At 44.9% G+C, this 21,170-nt stretch carries 19 protein-coding genes; 4 read left to right on the top strand and 15 right to left on the bottom strand.

Features of this window, described 5'->3' with window-relative positions; translation table 11 throughout:
* Nucleotides 1-130: 130 nt before the first annotated feature.
* The 3 genes from AC1DOV_RS19365 to AC1DOV_RS19355 form a co-directional block, all read right to left on the bottom strand.
* Entirely contained in the window at nt 131-526 is a 396-nt protein-coding gene (locus tag AC1DOV_RS19365; protein ID WP_339208710.1) for a DUF3397 domain-containing protein, read from the bottom strand.
* Between the two features lie 6 nt (nt 527-532).
* Nucleotides 533-1,534 (bottom strand): ketopantoate reductase family protein, encoded by a 1,002-nt coding sequence (locus AC1DOV_RS19360; protein ID WP_477550789.1) that lies wholly within the window; start codon nt 1,532-1,534, stop codon nt 533-535.
* A 179-nt stretch (nt 1,535-1,713) separates the two neighbouring features.
* Nucleotides 1,714-2,364 carry an RsfA family transcriptional regulator gene (locus AC1DOV_RS19355; protein ID WP_076268145.1) on the bottom strand — a complete coding sequence of 217 codons (651 nt, stop codon included), beginning with the start codon at nt 2,362-2,364 and terminating at the stop codon, nt 1,714-1,716.
* Nucleotides 2,365-2,640: 276 nt separating this feature from the next.
* Here AC1DOV_RS19355 and AC1DOV_RS19350 point away from each other — a divergent pair, with 276 nt between their 5' ends.
* The gene (locus AC1DOV_RS19350) at nt 2,641-2,877 is read left to right on the top strand and encodes a DUF2626 domain-containing protein (RefSeq protein WP_053375484.1); all 237 of its coding nucleotides are present in this window, start codon (nt 2,641-2,643) and stop codon (nt 2,875-2,877) included.
* A gap of 185 nt (nt 2,878-3,062) precedes the next feature.
* On the opposite strand, the gene AC1DOV_RS19345 is transcribed toward AC1DOV_RS19350, so the two are convergent.
* On the bottom strand, nt 3,063-4,217 hold the full coding sequence (locus AC1DOV_RS19345; protein ID WP_477550788.1) for a class I SAM-dependent methyltransferase: 1,155 nt from the start codon (nt 4,215-4,217) through the stop codon (nt 3,063-3,065).
* A gap of 73 nt (nt 4,218-4,290) precedes the next feature.
* Between AC1DOV_RS19345 and AC1DOV_RS19340 the strand changes: the two genes are divergently transcribed.
* Entirely contained in the window at nt 4,291-5,397 is a 1,107-nt protein-coding gene (locus AC1DOV_RS19340; RefSeq protein WP_477550787.1) for a coiled-coil domain-containing protein, read from the top strand.
* A 75-nt stretch (nt 5,398-5,472) separates the two neighbouring features.
* Here AC1DOV_RS19340 and AC1DOV_RS19335 read toward each other — a convergent pair whose 3' ends face one another.
* Nucleotides 5,473-6,762, bottom strand: coding sequence for an extracellular solute-binding protein (locus AC1DOV_RS19335; RefSeq protein WP_477550786.1), 1,290 nt, complete (start codon nt 6,760-6,762; stop codon nt 5,473-5,475).
* 122 nt (nt 6,763-6,884) lie between these two features.
* The gene (locus AC1DOV_RS19330; RefSeq protein WP_076268141.1) at nt 6,885-8,216 is read right to left on the bottom strand and encodes a PhoH family protein; all 1,332 of its coding nucleotides are present in this window, start codon (nt 8,214-8,216) and stop codon (nt 6,885-6,887) included.
* 118 nt (nt 8,217-8,334) lie between these two features.
* Between AC1DOV_RS19330 and AC1DOV_RS19325 the strand changes: the two genes are divergently transcribed.
* On the top strand, nt 8,335-8,871 hold the full coding sequence (locus AC1DOV_RS19325; protein ID WP_441882964.1) for a YhcN/YlaJ family sporulation lipoprotein: 537 nt from the start codon (nt 8,335-8,337) through the stop codon (nt 8,869-8,871).
* A 39-nt stretch (nt 8,872-8,910) separates the two neighbouring features.
* Here AC1DOV_RS19325 and AC1DOV_RS19320 read toward each other — a convergent pair whose 3' ends face one another.
* The 7 genes from AC1DOV_RS19320 to AC1DOV_RS19290 form a co-directional block, all read right to left on the bottom strand.
* Nucleotides 8,911-9,153: a hypothetical protein gene (locus AC1DOV_RS19320; protein ID WP_477550785.1), complete on the bottom strand. Its 243-nt coding sequence runs from the start codon at nt 9,151-9,153 to the stop codon at nt 8,911-8,913.
* Nucleotides 9,154-9,234: 81 nt separating this feature from the next.
* The gene (locus AC1DOV_RS19315) at nt 9,235-10,284 is read right to left on the bottom strand and encodes an LCP family protein (protein WP_475448788.1); all 1,050 of its coding nucleotides are present in this window, start codon (nt 10,282-10,284) and stop codon (nt 9,235-9,237) included.
* A 17-nt stretch (nt 10,285-10,301) separates the two neighbouring features.
* Nucleotides 10,302-10,574, bottom strand: a complete 273-nt coding sequence (locus tag AC1DOV_RS19310; protein ID WP_430060796.1) for a hypothetical protein — start codon at nt 10,572-10,574, stop codon at nt 10,302-10,304.
* The gene (locus tag AC1DOV_RS19305; RefSeq protein WP_076268136.1) at nt 10,571-10,882 is read right to left on the bottom strand and encodes a YlaH-like family protein; all 312 of its coding nucleotides are present in this window, start codon (nt 10,880-10,882) and stop codon (nt 10,571-10,573) included. The genes AC1DOV_RS19310 and AC1DOV_RS19305 overlap by 4 nt, the downstream gene beginning before the upstream one ends.
* Before the next feature lie 179 nt (nt 10,883-11,061).
* Entirely contained in the window at nt 11,062-12,903 is a 1,842-nt protein-coding gene (typA, locus tag AC1DOV_RS19300; protein WP_441882957.1) for a translational GTPase TypA, read from the bottom strand.
* 39 nt (nt 12,904-12,942) lie between these two features.
* Nucleotides 12,943-13,425 carry a hypothetical protein gene (locus tag AC1DOV_RS19295; RefSeq protein WP_054027942.1) on the bottom strand — a complete coding sequence of 161 codons (483 nt, stop codon included), beginning with the start codon at nt 13,423-13,425 and terminating at the stop codon, nt 12,943-12,945.
* Nucleotides 13,426-13,593: 168 nt separating this feature from the next.
* Nucleotides 13,594-14,256, bottom strand: a complete 663-nt coding sequence (locus AC1DOV_RS19290) for a TerC family protein (RefSeq protein WP_441882955.1) — start codon at nt 14,254-14,256, stop codon at nt 13,594-13,596.
* A gap of 139 nt (nt 14,257-14,395) precedes the next feature.
* Between AC1DOV_RS19290 and AC1DOV_RS19285 the strand changes: the two genes are divergently transcribed.
* The gene (locus AC1DOV_RS19285) at nt 14,396-15,103 is read left to right on the top strand and encodes a TerC family protein (protein WP_477550784.1); all 708 of its coding nucleotides are present in this window, start codon (nt 14,396-14,398) and stop codon (nt 15,101-15,103) included.
* Nucleotides 15,104-15,172: 69 nt separating this feature from the next.
* Here AC1DOV_RS19285 and AC1DOV_RS19280 read toward each other — a convergent pair whose 3' ends face one another.
* Entirely contained in the window at nt 15,173-18,559 is a 3,387-nt protein-coding gene (locus tag AC1DOV_RS19280; RefSeq protein WP_477550783.1) for an NPCBM/NEW2 domain-containing protein, read from the bottom strand.
* Between the two features lie 299 nt (nt 18,560-18,858).
* Entirely contained in the window at nt 18,859-21,120 is a 2,262-nt protein-coding gene (locus tag AC1DOV_RS19275) for a glycoside hydrolase family protein (RefSeq protein ID WP_477550782.1), read from the bottom strand.
* Nucleotides 21,121-21,170: the final 50 nt, after the last annotated feature.

The following is a 21,170-nucleotide window of genomic DNA, read 5'->3' as shown; positions in this document are numbered from 1 at the left end:
CCGCTTAATAGTCGTTAGTACGACTTCATATTTTAAAACTGAACATTTTAATTGTACACAATGGTGAAGCCGTCCGTCAAAACAAAAACACCTCTGCTCGGGAGAGGCGTTTAGCAATTTATTATTTGAGTTAAGCAGTCAGAAACATTTTGCCGATGCCGATGCACATAAAAACGATGTACAGCACGCTCATGGTAAAAAAACTTAGCCGCCATATCGTCCGAAATATCTTTTTGGCATCCACTGCGCCGCGCTTGCGAAATTGGGCGTTTCCAAGCAAACCTCCGCCTAGCAGCATGAATAGCAATATGCCGTAAATCCCGAATCTGCTGTTAAACAGCTCATCAAACAATACAGCAACACAGCCAATTAATAAGGCTGTCGTAACATCCATTGCCAATCGGAACGCTTTTTTTCGATCCTGAATATATGCTCCATATCCAAACAAAATGATGGTGAAGGGTATGATTGGAATTACAGCCAAATAAGCGTATGCATGTTTGATGCTTTCCCAAATCATTTCCATCGGCCTTCACTCCTTCATAGTCGACTTAAGATTTAGTGCTTTAATCATCGTAACTATTGCTTGGTTTAACGGCGCTTGCAGCCCATTCTTCTCAGCCAGCTGCACGACTCCGCCATTAATGGCATCGATTTCTGTTGCTCTGCCAGCTCTTACGTCACTAAGCATAGAAGAAATATTGCTGCTGGTTTGCCTGCAAACCTTTAAAATGAGCTCCCACCCATTCTCCGGCAAGCTCATTCCAGCTTTTATTAACACCAAAACGGTTTCCTCATATAGCGCTTGCATAAGCTTCACGCCGACAGGATGGAGCGGCAGCTGTCCATTCTCCACATCCAATATTGCCGTTAATGGATTAATGACTGCATTAATAAGCAGCTTATTAAAAATTCGATTCTCCAAGTCTTTCGACAGAAAAGAGGTAAATCCTGCCGTTTCCAGCAAAGAAATCAACATTTTTTGCGAGTTATCGAGAGAATCATCTTGATTGCGCTCATTTTCTCTCCATTCACCAAGCCAAAGCTGCCCCTTCCCCGTATGCTCAACCGAACGAACATCGAGTCGTTTCGCCCCCTCTGTGGTCACCGCTGCAAATAGCGGATAGGTAGGAAGTTTGCTTTTAATTCGCTCTAAATGTCCAATTCCATTTTGCATACATACGACTGCCACACGCTCTCCAGCATAGCTGGCAAGAAGCGAAGCAAGCATATTTAGAAAAACTTCATCCAAATCCGATTGTTTAACGCTCAGCAGCACCCAGCGATAGTCGGCATTCTGTGTTGTGACGTCATAACGTTCTCTATGTTCTGAAACAGACCCGCTCCATATACTTTTGATACGAATCGATTTCTCATTTGCTCCATCTAGCTCCTTAAGCCTAATGCCTTGATTAGCAAGCACATCAGCCTGTTCCTCACTGCGCGTCCAAATCGTAACATCCGCCCCTGCTTCTGCTAGCTTCGCTCCATAGAGCAGTCCTAACGAGCCCCCACCTACTACATCTATCTGCACCTTATACTCCTTCCGACCAGCTGCTGCTCATCAATAATATTAGCAAACATCGTATCAAATTTTCCGAAAATATTGCAACTGATACAAGTTTAGCCGACTAGACTCTTCTATAAAAAAAGCGCAAAAGAAAAAGAAGCCGGCCATATAATGGCCAGCTCCTCTTATTTACGCATTATAACCTATTCAATCCGTTCCAAATTGCCGTTAGCATCCATCTTGAATCTCGGCTTAGCTTCATCGTCATTCGTTAAAACGGTAAGCCTTCTTGCACGATCCATAATTTGAATAAGTGTCTTGTAATCGTCGTTCACAGCACGGTAATCCGTTTGAACATTGTTAACCTCTTTGGACAATCTCTCATTCTGATCACGCAAACGGTATAGCTCTTCCTCTTTGTCTTTCAGTTCCTTCTCATACCATTTGAGTTGGCGGGTTAAATCCTGATAGGTCGTCTTCCATCCACGGAGAAAACGAATAACAGCATCTACCGATAAACTTTCCTCGATTGCACCACTCTCTTGCTTGAATCCACGTTCTTCCGTTTCAAAAACGGCAATCGATGAAACATGCGGCGTTGCGATAATCGTTTGTTTTTTTAAATAATTACGCTTCTGGCGCTGCTGCTTAGCGATTTGTATTGCATCCTCATACCTTTTGCGAACGCAACTGTTCCAGCGGAATCCGCATGCTGCGGATGTACGCCCAATTCGTTCGCCCACTTCTTCAAATGCTGCAAGCTGAGTACTACCTTCGCGAATATGGCGTAGTGTAACCTCGGCGAGAATTAAATCATCGTCCGGACTCCACGCATCTTGTCTAACTGCTGTCATGCAACAAAAACCTCCTAACGTAAAGGCGCTTACTTTATCTCTATGCCCTTGGTAGAGTTCATAGAATCTATTGGATACTAATTTGTATAACCAAATTTTCAATTACTCATACATGTTAGCTCTTATATTTGAGCAAACTATATCTAAGTCAACAGGAGTTAATTAGATGCAAACAAAAAATTTGCGATTTCTTCACGTATTTTGGTTTACACTTATTACACCAAACGTTATAATGATCATTAGAAAATCGGGTCGCAGCGAAAGGGGGATGTTATCATGGCACGTATGTATCGGGTACTTGGCTTTTGGACCCTGGTAATCGGACTTATGGCTTTCGCAGGCCATATGACGGAATTTGCGCTATTGTTTTTTGCACAAGCCGTTGCTTTCGTATTTCTAGGCTACTTGAATTTCTCCGAAAGAACTTACATTGTAATGTTCTGGGGATATATGATCATTTCATTCGTGGGTTTCACGTATTGGTCGGTCTTCAAGATGGACTTGCCGTTCTAACAAAGGCGTCAGCGAAATACGCTAAGGCAAGCTTTAATCAAAGCCATGAAAGAACAGCCATTATCCTAAATGATAATGGTTCGTTATGCGCTTAAGGTAAGAACAAACAAGAGTACATATGAGTTCTTTTCCTTAAACAAAAAAGTGTCAGCCCCTTTAGGGCTGACACTTTTTTTGTATATCATTCATCCTTTTTCCAAAACCATCACCTTAAACGCCTCACTCATCTGATCGCTTAGCAGCAGCTGCCTAATCGCTCTATTCCTTCGCGCCTCTTTGCTGAAAGGATCTGTGCTGTTGTGATTTTGAAGCATATCCATTACGCCGTGCTCAATCAAAAATTGTTTTTGTGTCATATAGCCTGCTACTTGAAATCCGCTTTCTTCAGCGGAATGATGTATAAAGGTAAAGGGGACATGTGAAGTGATATCCTGCTCTCCGATTCGACTATACGGATTGGTGTTCGTCTGATGCCGCGAATAACACATAAGTGTACCAAGCATCCGGTGCTCCGCCGCATATTCCTCCGCTTTATGCCCATAATCAATAATGACGAAACGTCCCCTAGTCATCACGGCTCCAAGCTTATTAAGGAAATCGACTGCACCAGCATGCACCTCCGTTTGCTGCCCTTCAAGCAATTGAATATGATCCCGATTAAGCCAATTTGTAATCCGATTATCGGTAAGCGGCATTTGAACCTCAACGAAACCACGCTCATCATCATAAGCAACGCCTAACTCCATCAGCTCTCCATTCACTAGCTGCACACGGTGTACAGGAAAAGCATCAAACAGCTCGTTTGCGAGCACAATCGCTGGCTGCTTAAGCCAGGTCTCCCCCCAAGCATCATCTGAAGATGAAAGCAGCGGTTCTTCACCCGATAAGCTTAAATCTGCAAAGGCTTTCCGCGCTGCTTCAGCATGCGCAGGATGATCCTCAATTAGAATTGGCTGCATTTTACTTTTCCAATCCAAGTCTCGCTCACAACCTGCAGCCGCAATTTGAGCAGACAATCGCCCCGTACCTGCTCCCCACTCGATCAGTTTAAGAGGTTTATCCACTAATGCCGCATAGTCCAGCGCATATTTCGCTAGAACTTCAGCAAGCACCTGCCCAATGCCTGAGCTCGTATAAAAATCACCCTCCTTGCCCACTCTAATTGGCCCTGAACGGTAATAACCATATTGCGGATCATATAGACATGCCTGCATATATTGAAAAAAAGAGATGCATTTGACTGAACTCCAGCCTCCATCCTCATCTACAAACTTGCCATACGTTTTTGCACCCGCTATTTTTTCCGCAATTGAGGCTGCGAGCTCGTTTTCCATCATCATAAGGTTCATCCTTTTCCAATTGTAAGATATAATAGAATGGATTGCCGCATAAAATGAATGCTGAGGAGGGACGATGCCGTTGACATTGCCAGCCAGGCGCAATCGATTTTCTATCGCAGCCACTTCGATGCTACTCATTTTCTTGTTCCTGTTTCGGCTTCCCGCTTGGGCTGAGCCTCTGCCGGCTGATGAGGCGGATATGCATGCACTGCTTGAGAAAAGCTTGTCTGTCGTGGAAATCGATAAAGAAATCATCCGCATACAAGAACAGAAGCAGCAGCTCATGCTGACGATGACGGACACGGAGAAGCAGCTGCTCATACAAGAACAGCAAATAGCGGACAAGCAAGCAGAAGCAGGAAATGTGCTGCGCGCTTACTATATGGGAGAACGAGATTTTTTGCTTAGCGCTCTTTTATCGTTCGATTCATTATCGGAGTTGTTTCAAATGTTGGATTATGCCGAAATTATACTTACTCATGACAAGCATACCTTGAATACATATGTCGAGCAATACAAGAAAGTTAAAGTGGGTTACGAGAAGCTTGAAGCTAGGCAGAATGAGCTCAATACGATTGAACAACAGCTCAAAACGCAGAGAGAGCGCGTAGTTGCGCTTGAGAAGCAGCTTGACGAGCAGCTAGCTGGCAGATCAGATGCCGATCGCATACGCATTTTGATGAAGGAGCTTACTTCTTACTGGGAAACAGCAGGAATAGCTGAAGTGAAACAATATTTCAGAGCACTCTCGAAGGCTATGCAGAAGCTGCCAAGCTGGGTACAAGAAAATAAGCAGCTGCTCGAAATAAAAGGTTTTCAATACACCATTCGCGTGCCCGAAGATGATTTAAATACATTCCTTCGCGAGCAAAATGATATCTTCAATCATTTCTCTTTTGAATTCATTGATGACAAGGTCATTGCTCAAGGAAAACGCGACAACATGGAAATAAAAATCAGCGGTCACTACACGATCGAAAATGATCCCAAAAACGCCATCCTATTTCATGTCGATGAACTCATATTTAATGGCTTCTCCCTTCCTGACACGACACGCAGTGCGCTCGAGAAGGAATTCGATCTCGGATTTTATCCTGATTTAATTGTTTCGTTTCTTAAAGCGAATGCTGTTGAAATGAAAGACGGAGAACTGACCATCAAGCTCAGCCTAAAGTTATAGCTGCTGTCATCATTCATCTATCAAGCAAAAAAAACAGCCGGCCATCATTGCAAAATGAGGCCGGCTGTTTTTATTTCACTCTAACGCGGCAAGCGACTTCATATATTCAGCCAATTGAAAATTGCCATCGGAAAACATTGCCCATAACTTCTCCCTTTGACGCCATTTCTCAGGCCAAATGGGATCTGAAATCGGGAGATCTTCATCTGCAAGCTTAGTGTTCAGCGCATTTTTCCACCAAGCAGGCGGGATATGAATTTGATCGCTTTGAAGGGTGCTGTTAAACGAATATAATGATGATCTTGCAGGTAAGATGCCAAATCGGTCATAGGTCATCTGTTGATTCATTAATTCGGTCATTTCCCCAATCCAGAGCATCGCTTCCTCTTCTTCATCGCTGTTTGAGGAAATCGCGTAGCTTCGTCCATTCAACCATGGATAATAGACTTGCTCACGATTAATCGTTAATTTCATTCGCAAATCCTCATTTAAACGCTCGTATTGATTCCACGGAATTACAGCTGCAAACAGATTATTATTTTGAAACTCCTCTGCTAATTGATTGATTGCATCCACATCGATTCTGCTCAAATTCACTTCCATTTGTTGAAACCATTCCAACTGCTGAGTCTGCTGCTCACTCAGCGGAAGCAATTTCAATAAGTTGGCTGGTTTCGTTTGAAACGCGGCTAACCAAGTTAGCTGCTGCTGCAAATCGCCTGCACTCCAGTTTACAATACTCGCTTGCGGGTGAAGCTCGATCATTTTTGAAGCGGCGGCCTGAAAGGAAGCAAAGTCAGAAGGAGGCTCCTTAAGACCTGTCTCCTTAAGCAGTGCAGAGTTCCAAACGATGATATACGGGTTTAAGTCCTTTGGTACGCCCCATAAATAACCGTTCCATCTGAGCGAATCGAGCAATCCTGTCATTTGATCGGTGAGCGTGTCACCTGTCATCATGCTGTCTGCAGGCTTTAGAAACCCTCGTACAGCAAATGATCTAACCCATCCATTATCTAACAGCATAATATCTGCGGCTTCTCTCTGCTGGCTCTGAAGCGTCCACAGATCGTATGCTCTTTCCTTATTCGGCTCATTTGAAAGCTCGACTTGAATATGAGGATATTTCATCATAAAATTCCGGTTTAATTCCTGCAGCTGTTGATATTGCATGTTCGGCAAGGAAACGCTTACAGTAATGTCAGACAGCTGATCAACAACTAGAGTACCGGGAGCGGGTTGAACATTTGTTTTCCCGTCAGGTTTTCCAGTGCTTGCAGGGTTTGCATTTCGTGAGAATGGGATAAGTAATAATGCTGCTAACAGTAATGTGCCGAATAAAACCAGCACGTATTTTCTGGGAGTCACAGCCTTCTTCCTTTCATCCTTAAATCTACTAAAAATAGGATAACAATAATTTGTTTTTTTGTCCAAAAAACCTTATATTTTTGCAAATAAAAAAAGCCCCTCTCCAAAGAGGGGCACAATCGTTATAGTAAATCCGCTGCCAATTGGGCTAGCTTGGAGCGTTCGCCTTTCTCAAGCGTCATATGGCCGCTGATGCCTTCTGCTTTGAAGCGTTCCACAATATGGGTCAAACCATTGCTGATCGAATCCAGATAAGGGTGATCTATTTGCTCAGGATCTCCCATAAGAACGATTTTACTTCCTTCACCGACCCTCGAAACAATCGTTTTCACCTCATGTTTCGTAAGGTTCTGTGCTTCATCAATAATAATGAATTGCCCGGGAATAGATCGGCCACGAATGTAAGTTAAAGCCTCGACCTGAATGCTGCCCATTCCCATCAATATTTTATCAATGTCGCCTGATTTCTTCGTATCGAACAAATACTCCAAATTATCATAAATCGGCTGCATCCATGGCCGCAGCTTCTCTTCCTTCTCGCCTGGCAAATATCCGATATCTTTCCCCATAGGTACAACAGGCCTTGCGATTAGCAGCTTCTTGTATTTATGCTCATCCTCCGTCTTCAGAAGACCCGCTGCCAGCGCGAGAAGCGTCTTACCCGTACCAGCCTTGCCGGTAAGTGTCACGAGCGGCACGTCGTCATTTAGAAGCAGCTCAAGCGCCATGCGCTGCTGAGCATTGCGAGCGGTTATTCCCCAAACCGGATCATTGCTTAAAAATAAAGGCTCAAGCCTCGCCCCGTCTTGGCTAACCTTAAGCAGCGCTGACTTCGAGGTTCCCATTTCATCGCGCAAAATCACAAATTCATTCGGATTTAATCGAATATTTAGGTGCATGTTGTTAACTGTAAGGAAGCGATAAGTGTAAAACTCGTCTATGACTGCGGGATGAACATAAAGCGTCATATAGCCCGAATAAAACTCCGACGAAACAACAACCCGATCAGATAAATAATCTTGAGCCTGCAAGCCTAGAACATCAGCTTTGATACGAACGAGTACATCCTTGCTAACTAATACGATACTTTGTTTCTCCGGCTCATTTTCCTGTTCTATATGGTAATTCAGCGCAACCGCCAAAATCCGATTATCGTTGGACATTTCCCCAAACATTTCTTGTACTCGCATGAAGCTGCGGTGATTTAATTCTACCTTGAGCAAGCCGCCGCTAGGCAGTTCAATCCCTTCATGCAAGTGGCCTATTTCTCTCATCTTATCGAGCAGACGCGAGATCGAACGCGCATTTCGCCCTAATTCATCAGCCAACCTCTTCTTTGAATCAATTTCTTCCAACACAACCGCGGGAATTATGACTTCATTATCATCGAAAGCAAAAATCGCTTGCGGATCATGAAGCAGCACATTTGTATCGAGCACGAATATTTTTTTCATGAGAACCCTCCCGGTGTTGGATATTCATTAGAGGCCATACATAGCATATCGCTGCTGCGGGTAAACTATGGCGGACAGGTGACTATCAGCTATTCATCGAGAAAAAGAGGTGTCAAACATGTACAAATGGCTTACTTCTGCGATCATTGTTGCGATTGTTGCGACAGGTTGCAGCACCGTCGCACGTAATGAAACATCACCCTCTCCACGAAATGATGGCCGTGTCCATACGCAGCAAACCGAGCCAAGGAAAAAAGAAATTAAAAACTCAGAACAGGTTGCGGTACATCTGGAGCAGTTGGCCAAAGGAATTGACGGAGTTACGAACGCGCACTGTGTCGTGTTCGGGAATACTGCAATTGTTGGCATCGATGTAGACGCCAAGATGGAGCGTTCTAGAGTCGGTACAATCAAATATGCCGTAGCCGAAGCATTCCGTAAAGATCCATACGGTATAGATGCACTCGTGACTGCAGATATCGATATGTCCCAGAGAATCAATGAAATCGGCGCCGATATTAGACGTGGCAAACCGATATCCGGCTTTGCCGAGGAGATGGCCGATATTATCGGCAGAGTAATTCCACAAATGCCGCGTGATGTCATCCCTCAGGAACTCGAGAAACAAGCTCCAAAAATGAATAAGAAATTGTAAAGGCATCCCTGAAGACACAAAAAGCCTAGTGAGCTATCACTAGGCTTTCTTCACAGCTACGAGAACCTGTACAACAAAGGTGTTCGCAGCAATATTCATATTCGGTTCCTCGCACGCAAGGGTAGTGGACAAGCTTACGACGTCGTCGTTCGCACTAAGCCCACCAGAAAAGTTCAAGGCCAGTCCGTCAGAAACCGCATCAATTCTGTGCATTAGAACGATAGATTGCTTATGCAAAACTTCGATCGGTAGCTCGGATACTAAGGATACGGTATTGGTCATTCGCATGACCTCCTTCTGAACAGATTTCAAAAATGGCCTCTGTAGATTTATTATAGCTATAATATTAGCTATAGTCTACGGTTATTCAGCCATTTTTGCTTGGAGTGCAGCCCGAGCTTCCTTCAGCTTCTCTTCGTCCATATAAACATAAGGACTTCTCCAAGTTCCTTCAAGAGGGATGAATGTAATATCATTGCGGCTTAAACCCAAATAAGTAGTCATCATATTTTTAATTTCTTTGGAAGGCATATCCAGCGTCAAGTTTTTACCGACTGCTTGCATGACGGACCCAATCTTCGTAACGCCGTCAAATGATTTCATCTTGTCCGTTAGTGCTCCGATAACTTGGCTTTGACGAGCATTGCGCTCAAAGTCGCTTGACATGTTTTTCCCATTATTTGATTTGCGGTAACGAACAAAGTCTAGAGCTTTCTCACCGCTTAGCGTTTGAACGCCTGCTTCCAAATCGATATTTGTGCCATCAGCAGAGTCCTTGTATTTCATACGCTTATCTACATCCACTGTCACGCCGCCAAGCGCATCAACAACATCTGCGAATCCTTGGAAATTAATGACTGCAGAGTATTTAATGTCGATGTCGAACAGCTTGCTCATAACATTCCGCACTTCTTGCTTCGCATCCGCATAAGCTGCTTCTTTGCTTAATTTCTTCTTATTGAGCGCATTCATATAGAAATCAGCATAAAAGCTATTGGCTTTGCGAGCTCGGTATCCTTCGATATCAATGTTAGTATCCCGAGGAATGGTAACGATAGTAGCGCTCTTCGAATTCGGATTAAATACAGCGACCATCATAACGTCTGTATTCAAACCTCCTCCATGAGCACGAGCATCGATTCCCATCAGAAGCATGGCAACTGCCTTCTCATTTACAGCTTCTCCAGGCGGTATAACGACCTCTTCATCAACTGGCGATGAAATTTCATCAATGGCTTTATCCGCTTGCAAGACCAAATAAGTTAAACCCGCTGCTACGATCAGAAGTATTGAAAATAGCAATGTAAAAAAGATTTTCATTGCCGAACGTTTTTTTCGCGGCTTCTGCTTTTTTGGTTTTGCCGGTGGACGAGAGCCCGTTCTTGGTGGTAATGCTGTTGATCCTTTACTCATATGATCCACCTTCAAGTTCAGTTGTATTTGGGATTGGATTCAATATCCGTCAAGAGCTGTTCACCCAGCTCACGAGGATAAAGCTGAAGTTTGGTACGGCCATCCTTCTCGTATTTCACATGAACCATCGTATCATCGGTCTTCGTAATTACAAATTCCGTCAACCCATGATCCTCTGTCAATATTTGCTCAAAAAACGTTAGTGTCTCAAATGCTGCATTGTCATCGGGACGAGCATCAGCAACCAGCTTGATTTGAAGCCAGTTGAATAGTGCGTCCTCGAACTTCATTTGCCGGATTCCGCATTTGGAGATTGACTGTCATTTGGTTTGTTGCCCTTCCATTTGTCGTACAATTGACGACCACGGAGCATAAGCATCATAAGAACGGCTACTCCCATACATTGAATGATTGGCAGCTTGTCCACCTGCAAAATCATTAGAACGAAAGAGCCGAAGGCAATCAATGCATACACTAAAATTTCTTTAAATAACGGAAGCTTCTGCTGTGCACGAAATACTTTATTGAATATGTATATCGTAAAACCCAGAATGATTAAATAAGAGACTAGCTTATGATCGCTTAGCCATGCTTGCATATCGTATTCCTCCCTCATTCATTGTAAACGGCTTTCGCCGTGCTTTAGTTGCACAGTACGCATAACACTGTGAAATATAAGTGGGATTATAAGTTAAGCAACTTATAATCCCACTTATATTTTAAAGAAAACGTAAGGCTTTGCAGAGCAAAACCTTACGTTCATTTAGAAAACTAATCTTACACGCTTGCTTGCGCATTTTTACGGTTTTTGTCCGCACGTTCGCGCTCGCTTTTGTTCAAAATTTTCTTGCGAAGACGAATCGTCTTCGGTGTAATTTCACAATACTCATCATCATTCAAGTACTCAAGCGCTTGCTCAAGTGAGAATAGACGCGGGCTCTTCAATGTTACGGTATCGTCTTTACCTGCTGAACGAATGTTGTTCAGTTGTTTTACTTTACAGATGTTTACGATGATGTCGTTCTCGCGAGTGTGCTCGCCAACGATCATACCTTCATAAATTTCTGTACCTGGCTCCAAGAACTGAATACCGCGATCCTCTACGCCCATCATGCCGTAGAATGTTGATACACCATTTTCACTTGCAACAAGAACACCTTGACGACGGCCGCCTACACCAGCGCCAGCTAGAGGTCCATAGCTGTCAAAAGCGTTGTTCATAATGCCGTATCCGCGTGTCAAAGTCAAAAATTGTGTACGGTAGCCAATCAAGCCGCGAGCAGGGATTTTGAATTCTAGACGCACTTGGCCATTGCCGTTGTTGATCATGTTGATCATTTCTGCTTTACGAGTTCCTAGGCTCTCCATTACTGCGCCCATGCTCTCTTCAGGCAAATCAATAAGAAGACGCTCGTAAGGCTCTACTTTCGAACCATCGATTTCCTTAATGATAACTTCAGGTTTGGATACTTGAAGCTCGAAACCTTCACGACGCATGTTCTCGATAAGAATACCAAGGTGAAGCTCACCGCGACCTGAAACGACAAAAGCATCTGGGCTGTCTGTTTCGTCAACGCGAAGGGCTACGTCTGTCTCAAGCTCTTTGAATAGACGCTCACGAAGTTTACGGGAAGTTACCCATTTTCCTTCACGGCCTGCAAACGGGCTGTTATTAACGAGGAAAGTCATTTGAAGTGTTGGCTCATCGATTTTTAGAACCGGCAACGCTTCTGGATTTTGTGGATCTGCAATGGTTTCTCCGATGTTGATTTCACGAATACCAGCAATCGCAACGATATCGCCCGCTCCTGCTTCTTCGATCTCAACACGTTTCAAACCAACGAAACCAAACAGTTTCTCAATTCTTGCTTGCTTAACTCCGCCTTCACGAGTCATAACGGCAACAGTTTGACCTTGTTTAATCATGCCGCGGTTAACACGACCGATGGCAATACGGCCAAGGTATTCGTTGTAATCAAGCAAAGTTACAAGGAATTGCAATGGCTGTTCTGTATCTTCAGTTGGGGACGGGATGTTGCTTACGATTGTTTCGTAAAGTGCTTCCATGTTCTCATCTTGTTTTTCTGGGTCAAGACTTGAAGTACCCATCAATGCAGATGCATAAACTACTGGGAACTCAAGTTGAGCGTCATTTGCACCAAGTTCAATAAACAGGTCAAGAACCTCATCTACAACTTCTTGAGGTCTTGCATTTGGACGGTCAATTTTGTTAACTACAACGATTGGCGTTTGGTTTGACTCAAGCGCTTTGCGCAAAACGAATTTCGTTTGCGGCATACAGCCTTCAAATGCATCAACAACCAAAAGAACGCCGTCAACCATTTTCATGATACGCTCAACTTCGCCGCCGAAGTCAGCATGTCCAGGCGTATCAACAATGTTGATCAAATAGTCTTTGTAATTGATTGCTGTGTTTTTTGCCAAAATCGTAATACCGCGTTCACGCTCAATGTCATTTGAGTCCATTGCGCGCTCTTGCACTGCTTCATGGTCGCGGAACGTGCCTGATTGTTGTAGCAGTTTGTCAACCAATGTCGTTTTACCATGGTCAACGTGGGCAATAATTGCGATATTCCGTAAATTCTCTCTTGCTTGCATAACTTGTAATCCACTCCAATTGTTTTTTATTTAAATCTTTTACCAACGCTTGCGTTTGCTTAGCATCATCCAAACACCTGCTGCAATTAACGCAACAGCAATCGCATAAATCCCCCAGCTCCACAAAAGCACAAGAATGACAAACACAGCCGATGCGGCAGCAAGCGCAATCGATGCCGTGAGTACAACACGCGGTCTGGATGAACCGAACAAATAATATTCGTAAAGACCAGCTGCCACTCCAAAGATAAACAGCGGCCACAAATATTTCATACTATCCCATCCAAAAAGGTTGCAAACGACAAACAGCAGGGCATATACGACGAGCATTCCGCCTGGGACGAGCACGACCGCCGGAACTAATCTGCCGAAGTAGAGAACATGCAGAAGCACGCCGGGAATTAAGACGAGCAGCGGCCAGAAGATTGCGCCCAGAAAGCTGAATACACCTAACTTGCCCAACAAAATAACGACCCCGGCTAACAGCAAAATGATTCCAGCGGAATATTTGTTATTAGGCATTCGCGTTCCGCTCCTTACAGCGCCTTTCGCATATGTTGACGAAAGACGACAGTTTTTATCTATATTAGTTTATAGGAACTGAGGCAAAAATACCAGTACGTTGCGAGGGTCTTAACAAAAAAAAAACCGTCCCGCATTATTTTGCGTGAACGGAGCGAGTCATAATCCTTATAAAACAGCCTTTTTTTTGACAATTGCGAGTACAATGACAAGCGGAACACAGAGCAAAGGAATGGCTTCAGCAAGCGTTTTTGACCCATGAAACAGCAAATCATTCATGCCAGGGTCATGCATTAGCATTCCACCTGCCGCATAAGCGAGTAAAGCTGCCCCAATATAGGAAAGAGCAGGAAATTTTTGAAGGAGCGTTCCCAGCATTTGGCTTCCCCAAATAATCATAGGTATGCTGAGCGCAATTCCGAGCAAAATAAGTACAATATCTCCATCTGCTACCGCTGCAATAGCGAGAACATTATCAAGACTCATAACGAAATCGGCTACAACAATTGTCCATATCGCTTGACCAATCGTTTTTGCTTTTTTCACCGTATGCATATCCTGATTGCCGCCTGCCTCTGCAAGCAGCTTAACCGCTATGTAGAACAATAGCAAAGCTCCTACGGCTTGTAAAAAAGGCACCTGAAGCAGTTTAATCGCAACGACGGTCAACACGCATCTTAAGCCTACAGCAGCCATTGCACCCCACCATACAGCCCGTTTACGCTGCTCTGGCGGCAGTTGGCCGCTAGCCATTGCAATCACAATGGCGTTATCTCCGCTAAGCAATACATTAATCAAGACGATTTCGATAAATATAATAAGGCTGTCCAAGTTACATACCCCCTCTAATCAGCTGTATGAACAAGCTGTGAGGAATATGTCCATAAAAATTTTTGAATCCCTCTTCACTGTGCAGCGTATTTATTGTAGACTTCAAGATATTCCTTTTTATGGAAGGTGGAAATGACTTATGGAACTATTCTCTGTCGAGTTTTTCTCCGCCCTGCTGACCATCGTTTTCATCGACCTTATATTGGCTGGTGACAACGCCATTGTTATTGGGATGGCAGCACGAAACCTACCTAAGGATCAGCAGAAGAAAGCCGTTATATGGGGAACGGTTGGAGCGATTATCATACGAATCATTGCCACCTTGCTTGTTGTTCAGCTTCTAAATGTTCCTTGGCTTAATCTTGTTGGAGGACTTCTCCTAATATGGATCGCATACAAGCTTCTCGTACAGGATGATGCACATGATGGCATCAAATCAGGCAATACCCTTTGGCAGTCGATACGCACAATCATTATTGCCGATGCGGCCATGGGACTTGACAACGTAATCGCAGTTGCAGGCGCAGCCCATGGGAACACTTTGCTCGTTATTCTTGGGCTTCTCATCAGCGTACCAGTTGTTGTATGGGGCAGTACGATATTCATCAAACTAATCAATCGCTATAATTGGATCGTTTATCTAGGCTCAGCGGTTCTTGCATATACCGCTGCAAAGATGATCACACATGAAAAATCGTTTAAAGCATTTTTCGAGAATCAACTCCTCTTCTGGTCCTTTGTTATCATAGTCATTATTCTTACAATCGCAGCTGGATTATTGACCAATAAAGGCAAAAAACAAAAGGCAGAACAATTAAATAGCGATTCCACTAAGGGAGAACATTGAAAAGCCGTTGTGTTGTTGCATCCAGCAACGATACAACGGCTTTTTCTCATGCTTTAGAAATCATTTTATTCAGTTTATAAATAACCGCGCATTAGGAACAATTTGCTTCGCTTGCGATGGGCTTGACCAAGACAGCCGGGCATGCGCATTCCCGCCATTTTCTAAATATTCCATCTTAATATCGTACTTAACTCCCGCTGTTAATGATATAGTCGCGCTGAGCTCACCGTTCATCGACTGCCACTGGTTAATCAGCTGCTGGCCATTTACCCACAAGCGAACCCCATCGTCCGTATGGGTATAAAAGGTATAGGTTTCGGTGTATTGAGGCTGTACTTTGCCAGTCCACCGTGCCGTGAACCACTCTCCCGGCACATTTACGGTAGGTCGATCGCCGCCCCAATCGAAGTCAATAACAGCATCTACCCGCTCAAGCTCAAGACTGCCAAAATCGCCAGCAAAGTATTGCCCGAGCAAACCATTTCCAGTGCCGGTTCCTCCGCCAGGTGCCGCATTTGTTGTAACGTTAAGGGTATTGCTTGCGGCGGAAATATTGTTTGCAGCATCTTTGGCTTTCACCGTGAAGCTGTAAGCTGTGCTCGCCGTTAAACCGGTCACTGTAAATGAAGTCGCATTTGATCCTGTTGTCGTACCTGACAGATTGCTTCCATTATAGATATTGTAGCCTGTTACACCCACATTATCTGTCGATGCGCTCCAAGTTAGATTAACGCTTGTATCTGTTTTGCTTGGCGATGCTAGATTAGCTGGCGCGCTAGGTGATACAGTATCCCCTGGATTTGGATTTTGGCCGCCAGATGCTGATGCAAGTCGTGCATTGGCCCAATCTGCATGATCATAGCCGATTCCGTCACCAGCATCACCGACAACAAGCTTGAGCACGTTTACACCCGTAACATCAAGATCAATACTTTTTGTCGCTGTATTGGCATTCATAACCCCGCTGTCATAGGCCTTAACCCCATCTGTCCATACCTCAAAAGTAACCGTTCCGTTGTTCACAGCCTGTACCTCGTCATCTACTCCGACATCGGATTGAAACCGATAGTAGCCGCCATTTAAGTTATAAGTGATTTCAGAGATTGCATGAGTACCGATTCCTTTGGCATATGTTGTGCCATTTAAAGTAATCGTGCGCTGTTCATTGCTTTTATCCTTCTGCACATTGCCCCAGCCCGTCGTAGCTGATGCCCACGTCAGGTCGCTAATATACGTATTGACTGCCGGAGCGTTAGTCGTTACATTGACCGTATTGCTCGCCGCAGATCGATTGCCCGCTCCGTCCTTCGCTTTAACGGTAAAGCTGTATGCTGTGCTAGGCGTCAACCCTGTTACCGTTAAACTTGTCGAACTGACACCAGCAGTTGTTCCTGCCAATACGCCGCCGCGGAAAACTTCGTATCCTGTAACAGCCACATTGTCACTTGATGGTGACCAGGTCAAGCTGACGCTGACATCCGTATGGGACGGAGAAGCCAGATTGGCTGGCACCGTAGGCGCAGTCGTATCAGGAGCGTTCGTTGTCACGTTCAGCGTGTTGCTTGCCGCCGATAGATTATTTGCAGCATCCTTCGCTTTGACCGTGAAGCTATAGGCTGTGCTTGGAGAAAGACCTGTGGCAGAGAATGCTGTACTTCCAGCGCCAGTTGTTGTTCCTGCGAGTGTACCGCCTCGATAAATCTCATAGCCGCTTACACCTACATTATCCGTGGATGGTGACCATGTGAGGTTCACGGATACGTCTGTCTTTGAAGGCGACGCAAGGTTTGTTGGAGCGCTAGGCGCCTGTGTATCTGGCGGTCCGGCATTTACAATAACTGTTTGCTCCTTCAAGCTGGCTCTTCCTTCATTGTCCCAAACTACGAGTGTAACACGGTAGGTACCTGCTTTCTGATACGTATAGGTAGGGCTTACCGTTGTGCTTGGTACACCTTCTCCGAAATCCCATAAATGTTCAGAAATGGAGCCATTATCTGTTGAGCTGTTTGTAAACGTTATTGGTGTGCCTAATTGAACAGCAGCCGGTGAAGTAAAGTTTGCCACCGGCTTCGGATTCGAGAATCCGCGGCTTGTCAGCTGCGTATTCGTGCCGTTACCGCTAACGGTGTTGCCGCTCCACTCCAAATTCGCTGCACTAGCAGGATACTGATCAATGGATTCACCTGTATTGCCTGTAATTACATTATTGATGAAGCTCAAACGGTCGATGCCTGATGCGGTTGTAATCTCGATCCCCTTGCGACCGTTGTTGATGATCTGATTGCTGTCGAACGTCAGATTCTGTGAATTGCCATGGATACGAACGGCATTGCCGCCATAACCAGAATAAGCGGCTTGCGGGTTGTCGCGCGGACCGTCCTTAAATGTATTTTTGTAAAAATATTGATATTGCTCCGTTTGGCCGGTACCCTCTCCTTGCAGCTGCATTCCCCACATGACTATATTTTGAATCGTATTGTAGCCCCAATATTGATACCCCGTTCCAGGCGACTGCTGCATTCCGACCTGCTGGCCTCCATCAACAAGATTGCCTGTCGTTACGCCATGCTCAACCATCACCTCAAGGCCCATATTCCCCACAGAGCCGTCTGTAGCCTTAACGACATTATTGCGGACTGCGATATACTTGGAGCGCACAGCGCTGATCCAGTGGTCAACCTGGTTGTTCTCAATTAAGGAATAATCACAATCGGTGTGAAGCTCGATGCCTAATCCCTCCGTATGATGGCCCGTTCCTGTAATATTGTTGCCTCGGACGACTACGTATTGACAGCCGTCATTAGCAAAAATGCCTCCTCGCCCCGTATCTTGAATCGTATTATTCAAAATTTGAGCGCCATTCGAGCCCCAGCCTGCTCTTACCGCACCGCCCCATGCGGAGTTAACGCCAATATTTGTGATGATATTGTCGCTAATCTCAATATTTGGAGAGCCGATTGCATACAGCGCAAACGGTCCAAACCCCGCAGAGGCTGTAAAATCCTTTACGCGCAATTGGCTCATCTTATTGTTGCTGCCGCCCTCAGAAACAACCGCTGACAAAATCGTATTATTGCTGTTGCCATCGAGTGTCAGGTTAGATATTTGTACATTGGATAGATTATAAAAGCTGAACATTCGTTCTTGCCCTGTCGAGGTTGACTTAATTATTGTCGTATCGCGGCTTTCTCCTTTAATATGAACACCTGATTTTCCAGTAACCGTTCCGCTCAAATAATAAGTCCCTGCTGGAATATAAACGGTATCACCAGAGACTGCAGCATTAATCGCATTTTGGAACGCCGTTTTATCGTCTGCGCCATCCGCTCCATTCGCGCCGTAAGCGGTTACATTTAAGTTTGCAGCAAATGCTTCTGGCACTGGAACAAACGGCAGCATCAACGCAATAGACAAGGAAACACCTAGCAGCTTAGCTTTCATTGATTTTAAAGTCATCTTCTTACATCCTCTCTTTAATCAAATGTTAAGCGACTTCCTTACTATCGACCTAATGTCATTAACGATCCTCCCTTCCTTTTTCTATGGAACAGCAAAGTATCACTCCTGCCTCTCTCTACATCTATCATGTCAAATCTACTTCACGAAAAAAAACTGTACAATAACATAATCCTTGCAAAAGATGACTATATTATTTACGGTTTACTGGATTAACTAGGAATGAGAGGAATAGATCATAGAAGCTCATTTCGAAAAAATCCCACCCCTTTCTATAGGGATGGGATCTATTTGTATTTTTACAGCGGCATTTGAATCGTTTCGCCTGCATTTAACTTGATTCGCGGCCACGAGATGGAAGCGCATTGTCCTAAAGGATTGAAACTAGCATCCTCTTCCTCAACGAATAGCTTTACCCGCGCGGGGTAGTTTGTATTATTGATTATGGTTAGCATTAAACGGCCATCCACACTTCCCTGAAGGCGGCAATCTACCTGATCGATTACGATAACCTGTTCTGTCTTCTTATTTACATAAATGCCCGGAAGCTCTGTATAAGATAACATTAACGCTACCTCGCACCAGCAGGAATAAGGAATAACCTCGCCGACGCAAGCTGCTCCCTCCCAATCGCTCATGTTTACTCGCTCACTCATATAACCAGGCGGCATGTTCAATCCATCCCAGCCTTTAACCGGCCGTTCCTCACGCGATAAGTATTGCGGCAAGTTCCCAGCAATCTCTCTTAGCAGCTCTATATACTGCTCATTTCCCGTAGCACGGTATAGCTTGAACAATGAATCCCCGGATAAAGTACATATTCCTGGGGCGCTATGCTTGTTCTGAACATTGGCAATAACCGAACCCGTCGTTCGTATGCCAAGCTTCTCAAAGGTTGATCCTGCCGGAAACTGATAGTCATAGGAAACGCACCAGGTTATGCATTGCAAAGCAGCTTCCTCCGCACGCGAGAGCCATATGCGGTCGCCGCTCTCTTCAAAAAGTACGATATAAGACTCGAGCAGAGCAAAAGCAGATTCGCTGTCCGGACATTGCAATATTTCGCCTGGTCCGCCTGTTGTAACCCCCTTTAAGGTAAACTCGTTATAGAAATAGTCCGCCGATTGTTTAGCTGCTTCAATAAAAGCTTCCTCTCCAAAATAAGCACCGCATAGAGCGAGTCCAGCTGGGGCTATGCCTGCACCCGCTGAACCGCCAACTAGAATATCTCCAGTACCGGTATGGACCCATTGGCCGAATTGGCCATAATTATTCCACAGTCTAACAAACGCATCAGCAAGCCGCTTTGCACCTTCAATCCAAAGCTCAGGTACAACGAATTCAGGTCGAATATGCTTCAAAGCGATGATATGCTTCATCATAAAATACAAAGCATCCGCACTCTTGCGTAAAATATGCCACTGCTCGGGGGCATTCCGATTCGGGTCGTCGTTGAACTCATCGCCGTACCATTGCCCCTTGTAGCATACGCCATGAAAGAATCCTGACTCGGTCTGACTGCTGAACATAAACGAAAGCGTCCTTAGCGCACGTTGCAACGAAAGCTCAGTACCTTCAAGCAGCAGTGCATAGCTTGACATACCGCCGCCAACCCAGCCGATTTGCCAATCCTGATGCTTCATATCGATCGTTCCTACCGCATAATAACCCAGCTGATCATTCCAATTCATCGCATTGTATTTCTGTTCTTGAATTTCCCAAGCAGCGGAGAAAGGCAAGCTAGCAGCTAGAGTTGTCTTGGGCTGACCACTCTGCCTTACAATGGAAAAATAATGAAACAACTCGTTAACCCGTGTGCATGGGAAACGATATACCCGAATTCTCAGCGTCACTTTATCTCCCGGCTTGAAATCATATCCTTTATCTGTGCTCGGCACTTTCGTTGTAGCCATTTCATATTTCAGCTTAGCTCTAACTCCAGGCGCTTGAAATGAAATCTTAGCAGTCCTACGATCTTCACTCTCCTCGACATGCATCGAAGTATTCCCAAGTGCAGTCGCTTGTTCTGTTATAAACAACCAGCCTATGCCCGAGCTTTCATCTGCAATGCCAACAGCAGGCACAGCTGCATCGCCCGTCAGCAAATGAAAGGCGGAATGGTTGCCTTCGTCTAACGATAGCCGTGGAACATCCGTAATCAGCGTTGGTACCTCAGGACCTTGGTCGCTAAGCTTACTCCAGCATGGGGCATAAGGAAGCTCACGCACGCCAAATCGATTGCCGGCATATACAGCACCAGGTACAAGTACATAGTTTCTCTCCGACCATTCGCTATAGTGAAACGCTAGTGACACAGCCGACTGCTCTGAATACCCGACCGATTGGAACTCAGCATTCAGCTCCAGCCCCGCTGAATGGTCAATAAACCCTTTCGTTTCGAGCTTTACGAGCCATTCCGCTCCAGCTGCAGTTGCACCTTTTCCTTTCCCCCCGTTCCATACAACATCGCAATCTTCAAGCGGTTCTGCATTGCTGTACCTTGTGATATGGCCTGTAAGCTTTAGGTCATCCAAATCCAGCGGTAATCCCATATTTGACATCCGGCTCCCCTCCTTCTCTCGCTCTATGAATTAAGATCTGACTAGTTTAG

This window comes from Paenibacillus sp. 01T47, from assembly GCF_056398245.1.
The sequence above is the reverse complement of the archived record's forward strand: the minus strand, read 5'-3'. Positions and strand labels throughout refer to the sequence as shown.